This window comes from Modestobacter sp. SYSU DS0875 (genome assembly GCF_054050915.1).
Map to the genome: position 1 here is coordinate 116,184 of NZ_JBJHAH010000010.1, position 16,347 is coordinate 132,530.

The 16,347-nt window shown below is 76.3% G+C and carries 15 protein-coding genes; 10 read left to right on the forward strand and 5 right to left on the reverse strand.

Annotated features, from left to right (window positions below):
- Position 1 precedes the first annotated feature (1 nt).
- The 7 genes from ACI79Y_RS08410 (at position 2) to ACI79Y_RS08440 (ending at position 6,151) form a co-directional block, all read left to right on the forward strand.
- Complete coding sequence (locus tag ACI79Y_RS08410) at positions 2-862, forward strand: cytochrome c biogenesis CcdA family protein (RefSeq protein ID WP_457158035.1); 861 nt, start codon at positions 2-4, stop codon at positions 860-862.
- Positions 859-2,487: a cytochrome c biogenesis protein ResB gene (gene resB / locus ACI79Y_RS08415; RefSeq protein ID WP_457158036.1), complete on the forward strand. Its 1,629-nt coding sequence runs from the start codon at positions 859-861 to the stop codon at positions 2,485-2,487. The genes ACI79Y_RS08410 and resB overlap by 4 nt, the downstream gene beginning before the upstream one ends.
- Positions 2,484-3,452: a c-type cytochrome biogenesis protein CcsB gene (ccsB, locus tag ACI79Y_RS08420; RefSeq protein ID WP_457158037.1), complete on the forward strand. Its 969-nt coding sequence runs from the start codon at positions 2,484-2,486 to the stop codon at positions 3,450-3,452. The genes resB and ccsB (ACI79Y_RS08420) overlap by 4 nt, the downstream gene beginning before the upstream one ends.
- A 40-nt stretch (positions 3,453-3,492) precedes the next feature.
- Positions 3,493-4,458 (forward strand): c-type cytochrome biogenesis protein CcsB, encoded by a 966-nt coding sequence (gene ccsB, locus ACI79Y_RS08425; RefSeq protein WP_457158038.1) that lies wholly within the window; start codon positions 3,493-3,495, stop codon positions 4,456-4,458.
- A gap of 132 nt (positions 4,459-4,590) precedes the next feature.
- On the forward strand, positions 4,591-4,857 hold the full coding sequence (locus ACI79Y_RS08430; protein WP_457158039.1) for a hypothetical protein: 267 nt from the start codon (positions 4,591-4,593) through the stop codon (positions 4,855-4,857).
- A gap of 485 nt (positions 4,858-5,342) precedes the next feature.
- Positions 5,343-5,771 (forward strand): Lrp/AsnC family transcriptional regulator, encoded by a 429-nt coding sequence (locus ACI79Y_RS08435; protein WP_457078675.1) that lies wholly within the window; start codon positions 5,343-5,345, stop codon positions 5,769-5,771.
- A 56-nt stretch (positions 5,772-5,827) separates the two neighbouring features.
- Positions 5,828-6,151 (forward strand): DUF4229 domain-containing protein, encoded by a 324-nt coding sequence (locus ACI79Y_RS08440; protein WP_457158040.1) that lies wholly within the window; start codon positions 5,828-5,830, stop codon positions 6,149-6,151.
- On the opposite strand, the gene ACI79Y_RS08445 is transcribed toward ACI79Y_RS08440, so the two are convergent.
- Genes ACI79Y_RS08445 through menE form a run of 3 tightly spaced genes read right to left on the reverse strand, consistent with a single transcriptional unit; the run spans position 6,148 to position 8,524 of the window.
- Positions 6,148-6,513, reverse strand: coding sequence for a hypothetical protein (locus ACI79Y_RS08445; RefSeq protein ID WP_457158041.1), 366 nt, complete (start codon positions 6,511-6,513; stop codon positions 6,148-6,150). The two genes, ACI79Y_RS08440 and ACI79Y_RS08445, sit on opposite strands and share 4 nt — an antisense overlap.
- Positions 6,510-7,379, reverse strand: a complete 870-nt coding sequence (locus ACI79Y_RS08450; protein ID WP_457158042.1) for a 1,4-dihydroxy-2-naphthoate polyprenyltransferase — start codon at positions 7,377-7,379, stop codon at positions 6,510-6,512. The genes ACI79Y_RS08445 and ACI79Y_RS08450 overlap by 4 nt, the downstream gene beginning before the upstream one ends.
- Positions 7,379-8,524, reverse strand: a complete 1,146-nt coding sequence (menE, locus tag ACI79Y_RS08455; protein ID WP_457158043.1) for an o-succinylbenzoate--CoA ligase — start codon at positions 8,522-8,524, stop codon at positions 7,379-7,381. The genes ACI79Y_RS08450 and menE overlap by 1 nt, the downstream gene beginning before the upstream one ends.
- 57 nt (positions 8,525-8,581) lie before the next feature.
- Here menE and ACI79Y_RS08460 point away from each other — a divergent pair, with 57 nt between their 5' ends.
- A complete protein-coding gene (locus ACI79Y_RS08460; RefSeq protein WP_457158044.1) occupies positions 8,582-9,547 on the forward strand; it encodes an o-succinylbenzoate synthase in 966 nt (321 codons plus the stop codon).
- Positions 9,544-11,310, forward strand: a complete 1,767-nt coding sequence (gene menD, locus ACI79Y_RS08465) for a 2-succinyl-5-enolpyruvyl-6-hydroxy-3-cyclohexene-1-carboxylic-acid synthase (RefSeq protein ID WP_457158045.1) — start codon at positions 9,544-9,546, stop codon at positions 11,308-11,310. Before ACI79Y_RS08460 ends, menD begins: the two co-directional genes overlap by 4 nt.
- 9 nt (positions 11,311-11,319) lie before the next feature.
- Here menD and ACI79Y_RS08470 read toward each other — a convergent pair whose 3' ends face one another.
- On the reverse strand, positions 11,320-13,995 hold the full coding sequence (locus ACI79Y_RS08470) for a putative bifunctional diguanylate cyclase/phosphodiesterase (RefSeq protein WP_457158046.1): 2,676 nt from the start codon (positions 13,993-13,995) through the stop codon (positions 11,320-11,322).
- 80 nt (positions 13,996-14,075) lie between these two features.
- The gene (locus tag ACI79Y_RS08475) at positions 14,076-15,341 is read right to left on the reverse strand and encodes an isochorismate synthase (protein WP_457158047.1); all 1,266 of its coding nucleotides are present in this window, start codon (positions 15,339-15,341) and stop codon (positions 14,076-14,078) included.
- A gap of 71 nt (positions 15,342-15,412) precedes the next feature.
- Here ACI79Y_RS08475 and ACI79Y_RS08480 point away from each other — a divergent pair, with 71 nt between their 5' ends.
- Positions 15,413-16,096, forward strand: coding sequence for a demethylmenaquinone methyltransferase (locus tag ACI79Y_RS08480; RefSeq protein ID WP_457158048.1), 684 nt, complete (start codon positions 15,413-15,415; stop codon positions 16,094-16,096).
- Positions 16,097-16,347: the final 251 nt, after the last annotated feature.

Sequence of the window (16,347 nt, forward strand, 5' to 3'; positions counted from 1 at the left end):
GGTGGTCGACGCGGTCAAGGAGCTGGTCGCCGACGGCCCGCTGCTGGTGGCGGCGCTGGTGTCCGCGCTGGCCGGGCTGATCAGCTTCGCCTCGCCCTGCGTGCTGCCGCTGGTCCCCGGCTACCTCTCCTACGTCACCGGGCTGGTCGGCACCGGCGGCCGCACGAGCGCCCCCGCCCCCGCTCCGACGAGCGGTGGGAGCACCGCGGCCGCACCGACGAGCGGCGGCGGCACCGCGACCATCGCGCGCACCGCGGTGGACGAGCGGGCACCCCGCCGGCGGATGGTCCTGGGCGCGCTGCTGTTCGTGCTCGGCTTCACGGTCGTGTTCGTGGCCGCCGGCTCGGCCTTCGGCGGGCTGGGCCGGGTCCTGCTGCAGTACAACGACGTCATCACCCGGGTGATGGGCGTGGTCACCGTCCTGGTCGGGCTCGGTTTCCTGGGCTGGCTCCCGCTGCTGCAGCGCACGTCCCGGCTGTCCGTGCGCCCGGTCACCGGGCTGGCCGGGGCACCGCTGCTCGGCGTCGTCTTCGGCCTGGGCTGGACACCCTGCCTGGGCCCCACGCTGACCGCCGTCTTCTCCCTGGCCGTCGACCAGGCCACCGCGGGCCGGGGCGCCCTTCTCAGCCTGGCCTACTGCCTGGGGCTGGGCGTGCCCTTCGTGCTGGTCGCCCTCGGCGCCCGCTGGGCGGTCGGCGCGATGTCCTTCCTCAAGCGCCACGCCCGCGCGGTCACCCGCGTCGGCGGCGCCGTCCTGGTGCTGGTCGGGCTGCTGCTGGTCACCGGCGCGTGGACCGAGATGATGCGCTGGCTGCAGGGCTGGCTGGCCGCCACCGGCCTGGCCGAGGGTGCGCCGCTGTGACGATCACCGCTCCGCCGCGCTCGTCCGCCACCCCCGCCCCGCCGCCGCGCCCCTCGGCCGGGCGCCGACTGGCCAACCGGCTGTTGCGCTGGTGGCGCCAGCTCACCGCGATGCGCACTGCGCTGATCTTGCTGTTCCTGCTGGCGCTGGCCGCGATCCCCGGATCGCTGCTGCCGCAGCGATCGCTGTCGCAGACCAACGTCCGGCAGTACTTCGCCGACCACCCGACGCTCGCGCCGTGGCTGGACCGGCTCTACGCGTTCGACGTCTTCAGCTCGCCGTGGTTCGCCGCGATCTACCTGCTGCTGTTCATCTCGCTGATCGGCTGCGTGCTGCCCCGGGCGGTCGAGCACGGGCGCGCGCTGTTCACCCCGCCGCCCTCGGCGCCGCGGCACCTGCACCGACTGCCGGAGTCCGCCGCCCTGCCCACCCCGCTGGCCGGGCCGGCGGCGCTGGACGTGGTGGAGGAGGAGCTGCGGGTCCGGCGCTACCGCGTGGTCCGCCGCGACGGGCGGGCGGGGCCGGAGCTGTCGGCGGAGAAGGGCTACCTGCGCGAGACCGGCAACGTGCTGTTCCACCTCTCCCTGCTCGCGCTGCTGCTCGGCCTCGCCGGCGGGAAGCTGTGGGGCTACGAGGGCAGCATCCTGGTCACCGAGGGCTCCGGCTTCTGCAACAGCTTCCAGCAGTACGACACCTACTCCACCGGCCCGCTGGTCGACAACGGCTCGATGTCCGACCTGTGCGTGGACCTGGACGACTTCCAGGCCACCTACGAGGAGGACCAGACCGCCGCCTCCTACACCGCAGACATCTCCTACGGCCCGGCCGGCGGTGGCGCCGACCAGCAGACGACGATCGGGGTCAACGACCCGCTGCGGACCGATGGCGACCGGGTGTACGTGACCGGCCACGGGTACAGCCCCTGCTTCTCGGTCGCCGTGCCCGGCGCCGAGCCGATCACCGACGTCTGCGCGCCGTTCCTGCCCACGGAGCAGGCGACGTTGGGCAGTGAGGGCGCGCTCAAGCTCCCCGACCTCGGCGCCGGGATCGACGAACAGCTGGCGATCCAGGGCTACTTCGCTCCGACCGGGGACGTCCAGGACCGGCTGCTCACCTCGGTCGACCCGCGGCCGCTGGACCCCCAGGTCGCGATCTTCGTCTACTCCGGCTATCTGGGCCTGGACTCCGGGCTCCCGCAGTCGGTCTACACGCTCGACCAGAGGCTGATCGACCAGGACCGGCTCACCGAGGTCGGCCGGGCCAACCTGGCGGTGGGTGAGTCGACGACGCTGCCCGACGGCACCGTGGTGACCTTCAGCAGCTACCGCCAGTTCGCCGCGCTCCAGCTGTCGCACGACCCCGGCCAGGTCTGGGTGCTCGGCGCGGCGATCGCGGTGCTGGTGGGCCTGCTGGGCATGCTCCTGGTGCGCCGTGAGCGGGTCTTCGCCCGGGTCGGCCCGGGTGCCGGCGGCGGCGGTATGGTGCTGTCGATCGGGTCGCTGACCCGGGGCAGCGCCGACACCGGTCCCCGGTTCACCGAGCTGGCCGACGACGTCAGGCGCGCGCTGGCCGCGGCCGCCCCGGCACAGCCCCCGTTCTCCGAGAGAGAGGCACCGCCGTCGTGATCGACGAGTCGCTCGCCGCGTTGTCCGACACGCTCTTCTCCATCACCGTCGGCCTGTACTCCCTGGCCGTGGTGGCGTTCTGCGCCGAGCTGGCCTTCGGCCGGCCCGCCCGCGCCCGCGAGTTGGTCGCGGCCGGCAACGCCCCGGCCGCACCGGTCGACGCCGTCCCCGGGCCGGACGCCGCGCCCGAGCCGAGCCGGGCCCGGCGTCTGGGGCTGCTCGCGATGGGCCTCACCGTCGCCGGCGTGCTGACCCACGCCGGGGTGCTGGTCACCCGCGGCCTGGCCGCCGACCGGCTGCCCTGGGGCAACATGTACGAGTTCTCCACCGCGGTGGTGCTCGTGGCGGTGGTCGCCTACGCGGTGCTGGCGGTGCGGGCGCCCGCCCTGCGGCACATCGGCGTCTTCGTGATGGCGCCGGTCGTCGTCTCGCTGGTGCTGATCGGGCTGTTTCTCTACGTGGAGACCGGCCCGCTGGTGGCCGCGCTGCGGTCCAGCTGGCTGGCCGTGCACGTGAGCACCGCGACGCTGGGCTTCGGGATCTTCTTCGTCAGCGGGATCGCCAGCACCCTGTACCTGGTGCGCAGCCGTCGGGAGTCCCGGGCCGCGGCGGGGGAGGTCCTGGCGCCCTCGCTGCTGGACCGGCTCCCCTCGGCGGCGGCGCTGGACCGCACTGCGCACCGCACCGCCGTCTTCGGCTTCCCGATCTGGACGTTCGCGGTCATCGCCGGGGCGATCTGGGCGGAGAGCGCCTGGGGTCGGTTCTGGGGCTGGGACCCCAAGGAGACCTGGGCGTTCATCGCCTGGGTGGTCTACGCCGCCTACCTGCACGCCCGGACCACGTCCGGCTGGCGCGGCCGGCCCGCCGCGTGGATCAACATCGTCGGCCTGGTGGTCATGATCTTCAACCTGCTGTTCGTCAACCTGGTCTCCACCGGGCTGCACAGCTACGGCGGGGTCAGCTGACCCTTCCGGTCCGCGTGCTCCACAGAGAGGGCCCGCCGTCGTGATCGACGAGACGCTCGCCGCGTTGTCCGACACCCTGTTCTCCGTCACGGTGGGGCTGTACTCCCTGGCCGTGGTGGCGTTCTGCGCCGAGCTCGCCTTCGGCCGGACGGCCCGGGCGGAGGACCGGGAGCTGGTCGCCGCGGGCAGCGGTCCGGCCGCGCCGGCCGACCGCGCCGAGACGGTGTCCGAGCCCGGTCGGGCGCGCCGCCTCGGCCTGGTCGCCGTGGTGCTGACGGTCGCCGGCGTGCTGACCCACGCCGGGGTGCTGGTCGCCCGCGGCCTGGCCGCCGACCGGCTGCCCTGGGGCAACATGTACGAGTTCGCCACCGCGGTGGTGCTCGTGGCGGTCGTCGCCTACACGGTGCTCGCCGTGCGGGCACCGGTGCTGCGGCACATCGGCGTCTTCGTGCTGGGCCCGGTGGTCGTCTCGCTGGTGCTGATCGGGCTGTTCCTCTACGTGGAGACCGGTCCGCTGGTGGCCGCGCTGCGGTCCAGCTGGCTGGCGGTGCACGTGAGCAGCGCGGTGCTGGGCTCCGGTGTCCTGCTGGTCAGCGGCGTAGCGAGCGTGCTGTTCCTGGTCCGTAGCCGCCGGGAGTCCCGGGCCGCGGCCGGGGAAACGCTGGCGCCGTCCCTGCTCGACCGGCTGCCCTCCGCGGCCGCACTCGACCGCACCGCGCACCGCACCGCGGTCTTCGGGTTCCCGATCTACACGTTCGCCCTCATCGCCGGGGCGATCTGGGCGGAGAGCGCCTGGGGTCGGTTCTGGGGCTGGGACCCGAAGGAGACCTGGATGTTCATCTCCTGGGTGGTCTACGCGGCCTACCTGCACGCCCGGACCACGTCCGGCTGGCGGGGGCGTCCGGCGGCCTGGATCAACATCGTCGGCTTTGCCGTGGTGATCTTCAACCTGCTGTTCGTCAACCTGGTCTCCACCGGGCTGCACAGCTACGGCGGGGTCAATTGACCGACTGGTCACCCAGCGTCACGATCGGGTGAAACGGTCCCGAGCGGAACGACGGTGGCTCGCGGCCAGGCCGGGGGTCGTGCCATCCTCGGGTCATGACTGAACCCGGTGGAGTTCACTGTGGGTAGGCACGTGGCAGCTGAGGGCGCGTCGGTGCACCCGCTCGTCGCGGCGGCGCTGGAGCAGCGGCCGGAGCCGTCCGGTCCCCGGCACGCCGCCGGTCAGGGCGGCCTCGGCTGGCCGGGCGACCCGGCCGACGGCACGGGTCTGGGCTGGCCCGGCGACCTGGACACCGAGGGGGCCACGGACCAGGCCCGGGTGCAGGACGACGTCGCGGAGCGGTCCGCTGGTCCGCGACGGGGTGGCTGGCGCCGGCTGTTCGGCCGCACCGCCGCCTGACCCACTCCCGGCCGCCCGCGAACGACGCGAGCCGTCAGCCTCTCCGGAGAGGCTGACGGCTCGCGTCGTCTGATCAGGGGCGGCGGGTCAGCTCAGGCTGCCGTCGTCCCGTCGGGCCCGTCGCTCGAGCTCCCGGAGGAACTCCGGGTCGTCGTCGGGCGCCACCGGCCGGGTCGGGCGCTGCGCCCGGGGCGGCCGTGGTGGCCGGGGCCCGGCACCGGGCCGACCGATCCCACCTGAGCCGCCGGAACCCCCGTTCTGAGCCGCGGCAGCCCGCATCACGAGCACGACCACCACGGCAGCGATCACCAGCATCACCAGGAAGACCATCGGTCCACCCCCCTCGTCAGCACCCAATGTACGACCGCGCCGATACTGGTACCCGGTGATCTCGCGCCCCAGGGTGCGGGTCCACAGACCGGGCACAGCGGCTCCTCAGGCGCCGGGTGCGACCACGGCAGGACCGGAGGGGCGTCATCGACGCGGTGGACGAGCAGCTGATCGCGCTGCTGGGGGCGAACGGGCGGGCCAGCTACGCCGAACTCGCCCGGCAGGTGGGGCTGTCGGCGCCCTCGGTGCACGAGCGGGTGGGCAAGCTGGAGGCCGCGGGGGTGATCACCGGGTACCGCGCGGTGGTCGACCCGGCGGCGGTGGGCCTGGGAGTGACCGCGCTGGTCGGCGTGATCGAGAGCGACCAGGTCGACGACGTCGGCCTGGAGGAGGCGCTGGCCGCGCTGCCCCCGGTGGAGGACTGCTGGCGGGTGGCCGGGAGCGAGGGCTACGTGCTGAAGGTGCGGGTGCCCGACATCCCCGCCCTGGAGGACACCATCAGTGCCATCAACCGGATCCGAGGCGTCGCCCGCACCCGCACCACGGTCGTCCTCTCGACCAAGTGGGAGGGTCGCCGTGGCTGACGACAGGAACGTCGGGCAGCGGGTCACCCCCGCTGCGACCAAGGGGGAGGGACGTCGTGGCTGACGACGCGCAGGCACCGGTGAACCCGGTGAACCCGGTGGGGCCGACCGGCGGGCCGGCGGAGCCGCCACCGCTGGTGCCCTGGCTGCTGGCCTACACCTTCGCCCGGCTGGCGATCGTCGCCGCGCTGGTGGCGCTGATCTGGGTGCTCGGGCTGCCGGGCTTCCCGGCGCTGCTGTTCGGTCTGCTGCTGGGCATGCCGGTGGCCTACCTGGCGCTGCGCCCGATGCGTGACCGGCTCACCGAGGCGATCGCCGCGCGCAGCATCCGCAAGCAGCAGCTCCGCGCGGAGCTCCGCGGCGACGACTCGGCGGCCTAGGGCTGACGTCGGCGGGCACCGGCGAACGCGAGCCACCCGAGGCCCGAGGCGGCGCTCGCGCCGGCCAGCGCCGTGGGCGCCCAGGCCGGTTCCTGGCGGACGACGTCACCGGTGGCCGGGTCGGACCACGTGCAGGTGACGCCCAGCGGGAGCGCGGAGCTCTCAGCGTGGACGCGCCAGCTCTCGTAGGGCGGGGCGTACGGCGCTCCGCGGTCGAGGCAGACCTGGCTGCGGCCGTCCCCGAGTGCGGGCCCCCACGCCAGCGCCAGCGTGCCCACGGCGAGGACCGCGGCCAGGAGCAGCAGGGCGAAGCCGGGCGCCGTCCCCGCGCGGGGTGCGCCCCGGTTTCCTGCCGGCCTCAACTGAGGGCCAGGCCGACGGCGAGCAGCACGCCGACGGCGAGGGTGAGCCGGCCGGTGCCCTGCAGCGCGTCGATCAGCGCGGGGCCGCGGCCGCCGCTGAGCACGGTGCGCACCGGCGGCACGGCCAGCGGTGCGGCCAGCAGCGCCAGCAGTGCCCACGGCCGGGCCAGGCCGATGAGCACGATCGCGGCGAAGACCACCACGAGCAGCCCGGTGAAGAACAGCCGGGTGCGGGCCTCGCCCAGCAGCACCGCCAGGGTGCGCTTGCCGACGGCGGCGTCCCCGTGCACGTCACGCAGGTTGTTGACCACCAGCAGCGCCACCGAGCACAGCCCGATCGGCACCGCGGCCGCGAACGCCAGCCCGTCCAGCGAGCGGGTCTGCGCGAACGTCGTCCCGACCACGGCGACCAGGCCGAAGAAGACGAAGACGAACACCTCGCCCAGCGCCCGGTAGCCATAGGGGATCGGTCCGCCGGTGTAGGTCCAGGCGGCCAGGATGCTCACCGCGCCGACCAGCACCAGCCACCAGCTGGAGAGGGCCGCCAGCGCCAGGCCGGCCACCGCGGCGACGGCGAAGGCGATCATCGCGGCGACCAGCACCTGCCGGGCGGTGGCGGCGCCGGAGCCGACCAGCCGCATCGGGCCCACCCGGTCGGCGTCGGTGCCGCGCTTGCCGTCGGAGTGGTCGTTGGCGTAGTTCACCGCCACCTGCAGGGCGAGCGCGACGAGCAGCGCGAGCAGCGCGGGCACCAGGCGGAACCCGTCGAGCGCCGCGGCCACCCCGCTGCCGACGAACACCGGCGCGAGGGCGGCGGGCAGGGTGCGGGGGCGGGCGCCCGCCAGCCACTGGGCGGGGGTCGCCATCAGTCGGTTCCTCTCAGCGTGCGTGCGACACCACGGCGGTCGGGCTTGCCGGTGTGCAGGGTCGGGACGGCGTCGATCAGGTGCAGGTCCTTCGGCGCGGCGGCGGCGCCGAGCCGGTCGGCCACCCAGGGCCGCAGCTCGGCCAGCTCGGGGACGGCGCCCGGGGCGGGGACGACGGCGGCGACCACCCGCTGGCCCCACTCCGGGTCGGGCAGCCCGGTGACGACGGCGTCGGCCACCGCGGGGTGCTCGCGCAGCACCGCCTCGACCGCCTGGGGTGAGACGTTCACCCCGCCGCTGATGACCACGTCGTCCAGTCGGCCGTGCACGGTGAGGGTGCCGTCGGGGGACAGAGCGCCGGCGTCCCGGGTGCGGAACCAGCCGTCGTGGAAGGCCGCGGCGGTGGCTGCCGGGTCGCGCCGGTACCCGTGCGCGAGCACCGGCCCGGCCAGCTCGATCCCGTCGGCCACCCGCACCGAGACGCCGTCCAGCGGCACCCCGTCGTAGACGCAGCCGCCGGCGGTCTCGCTCATCCCGTAGGTCCGGACCACGCGCACCCCGGTGGCGCGAGCCCGGGCCAGCAGCGCGGCATCGGTGGCCGCACCACCGACCAGCACGGCGTCGAAGGACGCCAGCGCGTCTGGCTCCTCGGCCAGGTACCGGCGCAGCTGGGTGGGCACCAGGGAGGTGTACCGGCGGTCTCCGGCCGGCAGCCGGGCAGCGGCGGCGGCCAGCGGCTCCCCGCGGCCCAGCGCCACCGGCTCCCGGCCGGCCAGTGCGCTGCGCACCAGCACCTGCAGTCCGCCGACGGCGGAGACCGGCAGCGCCAGCAGCCAGCTGCCGGGGCCGCCCAGCTGGTCCAGCGTGGCGGTGGCGGAAGCGCGCAGCGCTGCGGCGGACAGCAGCACCCCCTTCCCGGTGCCGGTCGAGCCGGAGGTCACCACGACCAGGTCGGTGCCCGGCTCGAGTGGCTCGTCGGGGCGCAGCACCTCGCGGGCGACGGCCGCCGGGCCGTCGCCCGCGGGCAGCACGGCCAGCGGGGCACCTCCGTCCAGCGCGGCGCGCAGGGCGGGCCACACGGTGCCCAGCACCGCGGTGGGCTCCTCGGGGGAGGGTGCCGGCACGAGGGTCAGCTGCCGGGACACGGGGAGCCACGGTACTGCGCACGGCCCGGGCGCCCGGGTGCGCTCTAGGCTGGGCGGGTGATCGCCCCGGCAGCCGGCGGCGCCGGTACGGCGCTGGAGGCGCACGTCTACCGCCTGCCGCTGCGCAACCGCTTCCGCGGGCTGGACGTGCGCGACGGCGTGCTGGTCCGCGGCCCGGCCGGCTGGGGCGAGTTCTCCCCGTTCTGGGACTACGACGTCGCCGAGAGCCGGCGCTGGTGGGCCAGCGCGCACGAGGCCGCGGTGCTCGGCTGGCCCGACCCGGTGCGTGGCACGGTGCCGGTGAACGTGACGGTGCCGGCGGTCGGCCCCGAGCGGGCGCACGAGATCGTGCTCGCTTCGGGCTGCCGGACGGCGAAGGTGAAGGTCGCCGAGCGCGGGCAGACGCTCGCCGACGACCTGGCCCGGGTCGAGGCGGTCCGCGACGCGCTGGGGCCCGCCGGCGCGATCCGGGTCGACGCGAACGCCGCCTGGGACGTCGACACCGCCGCCGACCGGCTGACCGCGCTGGACCGCCGGGTCGGCCTGGAGTACGCCGAGCAGCCGGTGGCCACCGTCGAGGAGCTGGCCGCGCTGCGCCGCCGGGTCGACGTGCGGATCGCCGCCGACGAGGTGGTCCGCCGCGCGGTCGACCCCCGCCGGGTGCCGTTGCGGGAGGCCGCCGACGTCGTCGTCCTCAAGGTGCAGCCGCTGGGTGGGGTCCGGGCCGCGCTGGAGGTGGCCGAGGCGCACGGGCTGCCGTGCGTGGTCTCCTCGGCGCTGGAGAGCTCGGTCGGCATCGCCGCCGGGGTCGCCCTGGCGGCGGCGCTGCCGGAGCTGCCGTTCGCCTGCGGGCTGGCGACGGTCGCGCTGTTCACCGCCGACGTCGCCAGCGAGCCGCTGCTGCCGGTCGACGGCGCGCTGCCGGTGACCCGCTCGGTGCCCGACCGGCTGGCCGAGACCACCGCGGACCCGGAGACCGAGCGGCGCTGGCGCGAGCGGCTCGCCGCGGTGCAGGCGCCGTGAACCCGGCCACCGCCTTCGCCCGGGTGCTCGTCGACGAGCTGGTCCGCGGCGGGGTCACCGACGCGGTCGTCTCACCCGGCTCCCGGTCCGCCCCGGTGGCGCTGGCGCTCGCCGACGCCGAGACCGCCGGCCGGCTGCGGCTGCACGTGCGCATCGACGAGCGGACGGCGGCGTTCCTCGCGCTGGGGCTGGCCAAGGCCGGCGGGGGCCCGGTGCCGGTGCTCACCACCTCCGGCACGGCGACCGCGCACCTGCACGCCGCGGTGCTGGAGGCCGACGCCAGCGGGGTGCCGCTGCTCGCCCTGACCGCCGACCGGCCGCCGGAGCTGCGGTCGACCGGGGCGAACCAGACGATCGAGCAGCCCGGGCTCTACGGCCGGGCGGTGCGCTGGGCCGCCGACGTCGGGGTGCCCGAGGCCGGGCGCGAGGTGGCGCAGAACCGGTACTGGCGCTCGCTGGTGGCCAAGGCGCTGCTGGTGGCCCGCGGCGAGCTGTCCGGCGACCCCGGCCCGGTGCACCTGAACCTGGCGCTGCGCGAGCCGCTGCTGCCCGACGACGTCACCCCCGGCGTCCGCCCGCCGCTGCCCGGCGGCCCGTTCGCCGGCCGCCCGGACGGCGCGCCGTGGACCGCTGCCGTGCCCGGCGGCGGCACGCCTCGGGGGGCGCCGCTCACCGGGCCCGACCCGGCCGGGGCGCGCACCCTGCTCATCGCCGGCGACGCGCCGCTCGGTGTCGGCCGGGCCGCCGCCGTCCTCGCCGACCAGCGGGGCTGGCCGGTGCTCGCCGAGCCCAGCAGCGGCGCGTGGGGCGCCGCCGGAGCGCTGCGCGGGCCGGCGCTGCTGCTGGGCGCGCCGGAGTGGCTGGCCGAGCACCGGCCCGACCGGGTGCTGGTGGTCGGCCGCCCCACGCTGTCCCGCCCGGTCTCCGCGCTGCTCGCCGACCCGGACGTGCTGGTCGAGACCTACGCCCCGGCGCCCCGCTGGGCCGATCCCGGCCGGGGGAGCACGCTGGTCGGCAGCGCGCACCTGGACCCCGGCAGCTCCTGGCGGGAGGGCGGCCCGCGCGCGGGGCGCGGCTGGGCGGCCGAGTGGTCGGCGGCCGCCGAGCGGGTGGGCGTCGCCGTCGACGCGCTGCTCGACGACCGGCCCGGGCGGGCGCTCACCGCCGCGCGGCTGGCGCGCGACGTGGTCGCCACCCTCCCGGCGGGGGCGCTGCTGGTGCTCGGGTCGTCGACGCCGGTCCGCGACGTCGACCGGCTGGCGGTGCCCCGGCCAGGCCTCACCGTGCTGGCCAACCGCGGCGTCGCCGGCATCGACGGCACCATCTCCACCGCCGTCGGCGCCGCCCTGGCGCACCAGGGGGCCGGCGGTGGCCCGGCGTTCGCGCTGATGGGCGACCTGACGTTCCTGCACGACCTCACCGGCCTGCTCACCGGCGAGGGCGAGCGGCAGCCGGACCTCACCGTCGTCGTCCCGGACAACGACGGCGGCGGCATCTTCGCCCAGCTCGAGCCCGGCCAGCCGCAGTACGCCGCCGGCTACCGGCGGGTGTTCGGCACCCCGCACGGGCGCGACCTGGTGGCGGTGGCCCGGTCGCTGGGCTGGGCGGCCACCGCGGTCGCCGACCCCGAGCAGCTGGTCGCGGCGCTGAGCGCGGGCGGGCCGCGGGTCGTCGTGGTCCGCACGGACGCCGCGGCCGAGGCCGAACTGGCCGGGCAGCTACGTGCGGCGGCGGCGACGGCGCTGAGCGTCGCCCGGGGCTGACCGGCCGCCTCAGGCCTGGGCGCGGGGCGCCGGGCTCGACTCGCGCAGGAGCAGCAGCTCCGCTTCCGCCTCTTCCAGCGGTGTGGCGAACAGGTAGCCCTGCGCCAGGTCGCAGCGCTCGGCGCGCAGCCGGTCCCGCTGGGCAGCGGTCTCGACGCCCTCGGCCACCACCTCCAGCCGCAGCGTGCGGCCCAGCTGGACCAGACCGTGCACGATCGCCGCGTCGTCCGGGGAACCGTCGAGCAGGCTGACGAACGAGCGGTCGATCTTGAGCACGTCGACGTCGAACTGGCGCAGCCAGCTCAGCGACGAGTAGCCGGTGCCGAAGTCGTCCAGCGCCAGGCGGGTGCCCAGCGCGCGCAGCTCGGCGAGCCGCTCGGCGACCGCGGACCGGTCGGTGACCAGCGCGGTCTCGGTGACCTCCAGCACGAGCGACGAGGGCACGGTGCCGCTGTCGGACAACGCCTCGGCGACGTGCCCGACCAGCGTGCCGCCGGCCAGCTGACGGGGTGAGACGTTGACCGCCATCGACAGCGGGGTGCTGCGCGGGTGGGCACGCTGCCAGCGGGCGGCGGTGCGGGTGGCCTCGGCGAGCACCCAGCGGCCGATCGGCACGATCAGCCCGGAGTCCTCGGCGACCGGGACGAACCGGTCCGGCCCGATCGGGCCGAGCACCGGGTGGTGCCAGCGCAGCAGCGCCTCGAAGCCGACGACCCGCTCGGTGGCCAGGCAGACCACCGGTTGGTAGACCAGCCGCAGCTGCCCGGCGTCCAGCGCACCGGCCAGCTGGCGCTCCAGCTCGATCCGCTCCAGCGCGGCCGCGCGCATCTCCGGGTCGAAGACCACCCACTGCGCCCGGCCGGCGGACTTGGCCCGGTACATGGCGATGTCGGCGTCCCGGAACAGCGACAGCGGGGTCGCCGACGCCTCCGCGGCGACGATGCCGATGCTGGCGGCCACCGAGACCCGGTGCCCGCCGAGGTCGATCGGTGCCCCGATCACGTCCAGCAGCCGCTGGGCGAGTTCGGCTGCCTCGGGCAGCCCCCCGCGGGTGTCGTCGACCAGGACGGCGAACTCGTCACCACCCAGCCGGGCCACGGTGTCCGCACTGCGGACGGCGTCCCGCAGCCGGTGCCCGACGGTGCGCAGCAGGTCGTCGCCGGCCAGGTGGCCGAGGCTGTCGTTGACGTCCTTGAAACCGTCCAGGTCCAGGCACAGCACGATCGGTGGGCTGCCGGTACGGCCGGCCCGGCGCAGCGCCTGCTCGGTGTGGTCCAGGAACAGCGAGCGGTTGGCCAGGCCGGTCAGCGCGTCGTAGAACGCCTGGTGGGCCAGCTCCTGCTCGGCGAGCTTGCGGGCGGTGATGTCGTAGACGCTCACCACGATGCCGCCCACGTCCGGGTCGTCGACCAGGTCGACGGCTCGCCCGCCCAGCCAGACGGTGCCGCCGTCGGGGTGGCCGCCCCGCAGCTCCAGCTCCGACGGCGTGCCCTTCTGCTGCCGGGCCCGGGCCAGCACGGCCAGTACGTCGGCGGGGTCGACGCCGATGGTGGACAGCATCGCCGGCAGCGAGTCGCCGGCGACGCCGGGCTGGCCGAGCAGCTCGGCCATCGACCGGGAGTCGGCCACCAGCCGCCCTGCCGGGTCGACGACCACGACTCCGTCGGAGGAGTTCACGGCGAGGGCCTCGGACCGGCGGGCCTGGGAGCGGACCAGCGCCCGGGAGCGCGCGCTCTCGGTCAGCAGCCGCTGCGCCCGGACCACGACCAGGACGGTGAGGGCGAGGGTGGCCAGCAGCCCCGGCAGCGGATCCAGGTCCTCCCCCTCCAGCCACGCCTCGAGCTCCAGGACGCTCGGCACGAGCAGCGGCAGGAAGGCCAGGGTCATCCGCCAGCGGCCCACGACGGCGTGGTGCGGGCGCGGGGTCGCCCTCGCGCTCCTGCGGGAGGTCCACGTCGAGAGGGCGAGCAGCACCGAGCCGACCAGCCAGCCGGCGTCCAGCCAGCCGCTGGCGGTGTCCGCGTCGCCGATCACCAGCCATCCCAGGTCCGAACCCAGCCACGCGGCGGTTCCCAGGGCGAGCAGCAGCGGGGACGTGCCCAGCCGGCGGTAGAGCACGGCCCCCCGGACGACCAGCCCCAGGGCCACGGCGTCCAGGACGGGGTAGGACGCCCAGACGACCCGGGTCTCCAGGGCGAGCGAGGCGTCGAACAGCGTGGTCCGCACGGAGGCCTGCCAGACCACCAGCAGGGCGATGACGAGCATGGACGTGCCGTCGAGCACGGAGTGGAAGCGGGCCCGGGTGCTCGGTCCGCCGTCGTGCCCGAGTCTGAGCAGTGCGGCCGCCAGGGCGATGTAGGAGCCGATGTAGGCCACGTCCGCCACCGAGACGTCCAGCGCGCTGCCGTGGGCGGTGGTGACCAGCTGCCAGAGCAGGTCACCGAGGGCGTTGAGGGTCAGCGCCACGGCGAGCCATCGGCTGGTCGACGAGCGCGGTTCCCGCCGAGCCCCGATCCACGCGGCGATCGCGGCCCCGGTGCTGACCACCAGGAAGCTGATGGCGGACGACGGCGTGCCCTCCGTCAGCGCAGCCGACAGCACGAGGGCGGCCGCGAGGCCCAGCACGGTGACGCCGGCCACCGCGCGGCGCCCGTGGGCCGGCGGCGGTGGGGCGGCGGACAACACCTGTGAGACGTCGGCCGGGAGGCTCCCCGTCTTGACTCCACCGGCGGCGCCTCCGCTCGTCCGGGTGACCCGGCGGGCGCTCAGTCCTCCAGGGCTGCCTGCACGGCCGCGAACTTCGCCTGCGTCTCGGCGAGCTCGGCCGCCGCGTCGGAGCCGGAGACGATCCCGCAGCCGGCGAACAGCCGGGCCTGCCGGCCGCCCTCGGCGCCGGTCAGCTGCGCGCAGCGCAGGGCCAGCCCGAACTCGCCGTCGCCGCGGGCGTCGAGCCAGCCGACCGGGCCGGCGTACCGGCCGCGGTCCATGCCCTCCAGCTCGCCGATCAGCGCCGCGGCGCGATCGGTGGGGGTGCCGCAGACCGCCGCCGTGGGGTGCACGGCGGAGACGAGCTCCAGCAGGTCGGCGTCGCCGTGCTGGCGGCCGCGCACGTCGGTGGCGAGGTGTCGGACGTTGGGCAGGGTCAGCAGCGACGGGCCGGGCGGGACGTCCATCGACGCGCAGTAGGGGTGCAGCGCGTCGACCAGGGAGCGGACGGCGTAGCCGTGCTCGGCGAGGTCCTTGACGGAGTGCTCCAGCGCGACGGCGAGCCGCTCGTCCTCGGCTCCCGCGCCGCGCGGGGCGGTGCCGGCGAGCACCCGGGCGGAGAGCTGGTCACCGGTGCGGCGCAGCAGCAGCTCCGGGGTGGCGCCGAGCAGGCCGTCGACGGCGAAGGTCCAGCAGTCGGGGAAGCGCTCGGCCAGTCGCAGCAGCAGCCGGCGGGGGTCGATCGGCTCGTCGGCGCTGACCAGCAGGTCGCGGGCGAGCACCACCTTGTCCAGCGCCCCGGCGTCGATCCGGGCGACCGCGGCCTCGACGGCGGCGCACCAGGTGGCCGGGTCCAGCGACCCGTCGGCGTAGCGCAGCTGGCCGATCGACGTCGTCGTCACCGACGGCGAGGTCTCCACGACCGCCCGCTCCTCGGCGCCGGCGTCCCCGGTGACGGTGACCCAGGTGGCGCCGTCGCGCCGGCCGACCACCACCTCCGGGACGACGAACACCGAGCTCGACGCCGCCGGGTCGAAGGCGACGGAGGCGAAGACCACCGGGCCGGACCCGGGGACGCCCACCGGGTCGTGGACCTCGGTGCGGGCGCAGCGGTCGGCCCACCAGGCGGCGGCGGTGGCCAGCGCGTCGGGGCCGGAGACCTCCAGCCGGTCGGCCTCGCCCCAGCCGACCAGCCCCTCGCCGCGGCGGACCCAGGCCAGCGCACCGTCGGAGGGGACCAGGGTGAGCAGCGGGGTGCGCCGCCGGCCCAGCGCGGTGGTGGTGACGACAGCCGCGGTGGGAGGGGAGGACGCGGCCGGGCTCACCGCTCCAGGGTAGGAGGCGCGCAGGTAGCGTCCCCGGGGTGGCGACCGGTGGACGACCTGACGGGGGCGGCGTGCGCGCCGGGCTGGACAAGGCCCCGGCCGACGTCGCGGCGATGTTCGACCGGGTCGCCGGGCGCTACGACCTGACCAACACCGTCCTCTCCGGCGGGCTGGACAGCGGCTGGCGGCGGGCCACCCGCGAGGCGCTGGACGCCCGGCCGGGCTCGACGGTGCTGGACGTCGCGGCCGGGACGGCGGTCTCCACGGTCGAGCTCGCGGCGGGGGGCGTGCGCGCCATCGCCTGCGACTTCTCCCAGGGGATGCTGCGCGCCGGGGCATCGCGCCGGGTGCCGAAGGTGGCCGGTGACGCGATGGCGCTGCCGCTGGCCGACGAGAGCGTCGACGGGGTGGTCATCTCCTTCGGGCTGCGCAACGTCGCCGATCCGCGGCAGGCGCTGCGCGAGTTCCACCGGGTCACCCGGCCCGGCGGGCGCCTGGTGGTCTGCGAGTTCTCCCGCCCCACCTGGGCGCCGTTCCGCACCGTCTACACCGAGTACCTGATGCGGGCGCTGCCCCCGATCGCGCGGGCGGTCAGCAGCAACCCGGAGGCCTACGTCTACCTGGCCGAGTCGATCCGGGCGTGGCCGGCGCAGCCGGAGCTGGCGACGTGGCTGCAGGAGTCCGGCTGGGGCGACGTCGCGTGGCGCAACCTGACCGGCGGGGTCGTCGCCCTGCACCGCGGCACCCGCGCCTGACCCTGCCGTCGCCGCCCGGCACGACCTGAGCGGCCGGTACCGGCTGGACCTCCCCGTCGGCAGTCGTGCTCTGCCCACTCGGCGTGGGCAGACCTCGAGCGCGGCTGACCCACTGCCGCCCCGTGGGCAGTCGTGGGGGGGGGGGGGGGGGGGGGGGGGGGGGGGGGGGGGGGGGGGGGGGGGGGGGGGGGGGGGGGGGGGGGGGGGGGGGGGGGGGGGGGGGGGGGGGGGGGGGCGGGGGGGGGGGGTGG

Coding starts and splice junctions, on each gene's coding strand:
- ACI79Y_RS08450 (WP_457158042.1), bottom strand. CDS start 7,379: ATGGCGACCCCCGCCCAGTGGCTGGCGGGCGCCCGCCCCCGCACCCTG.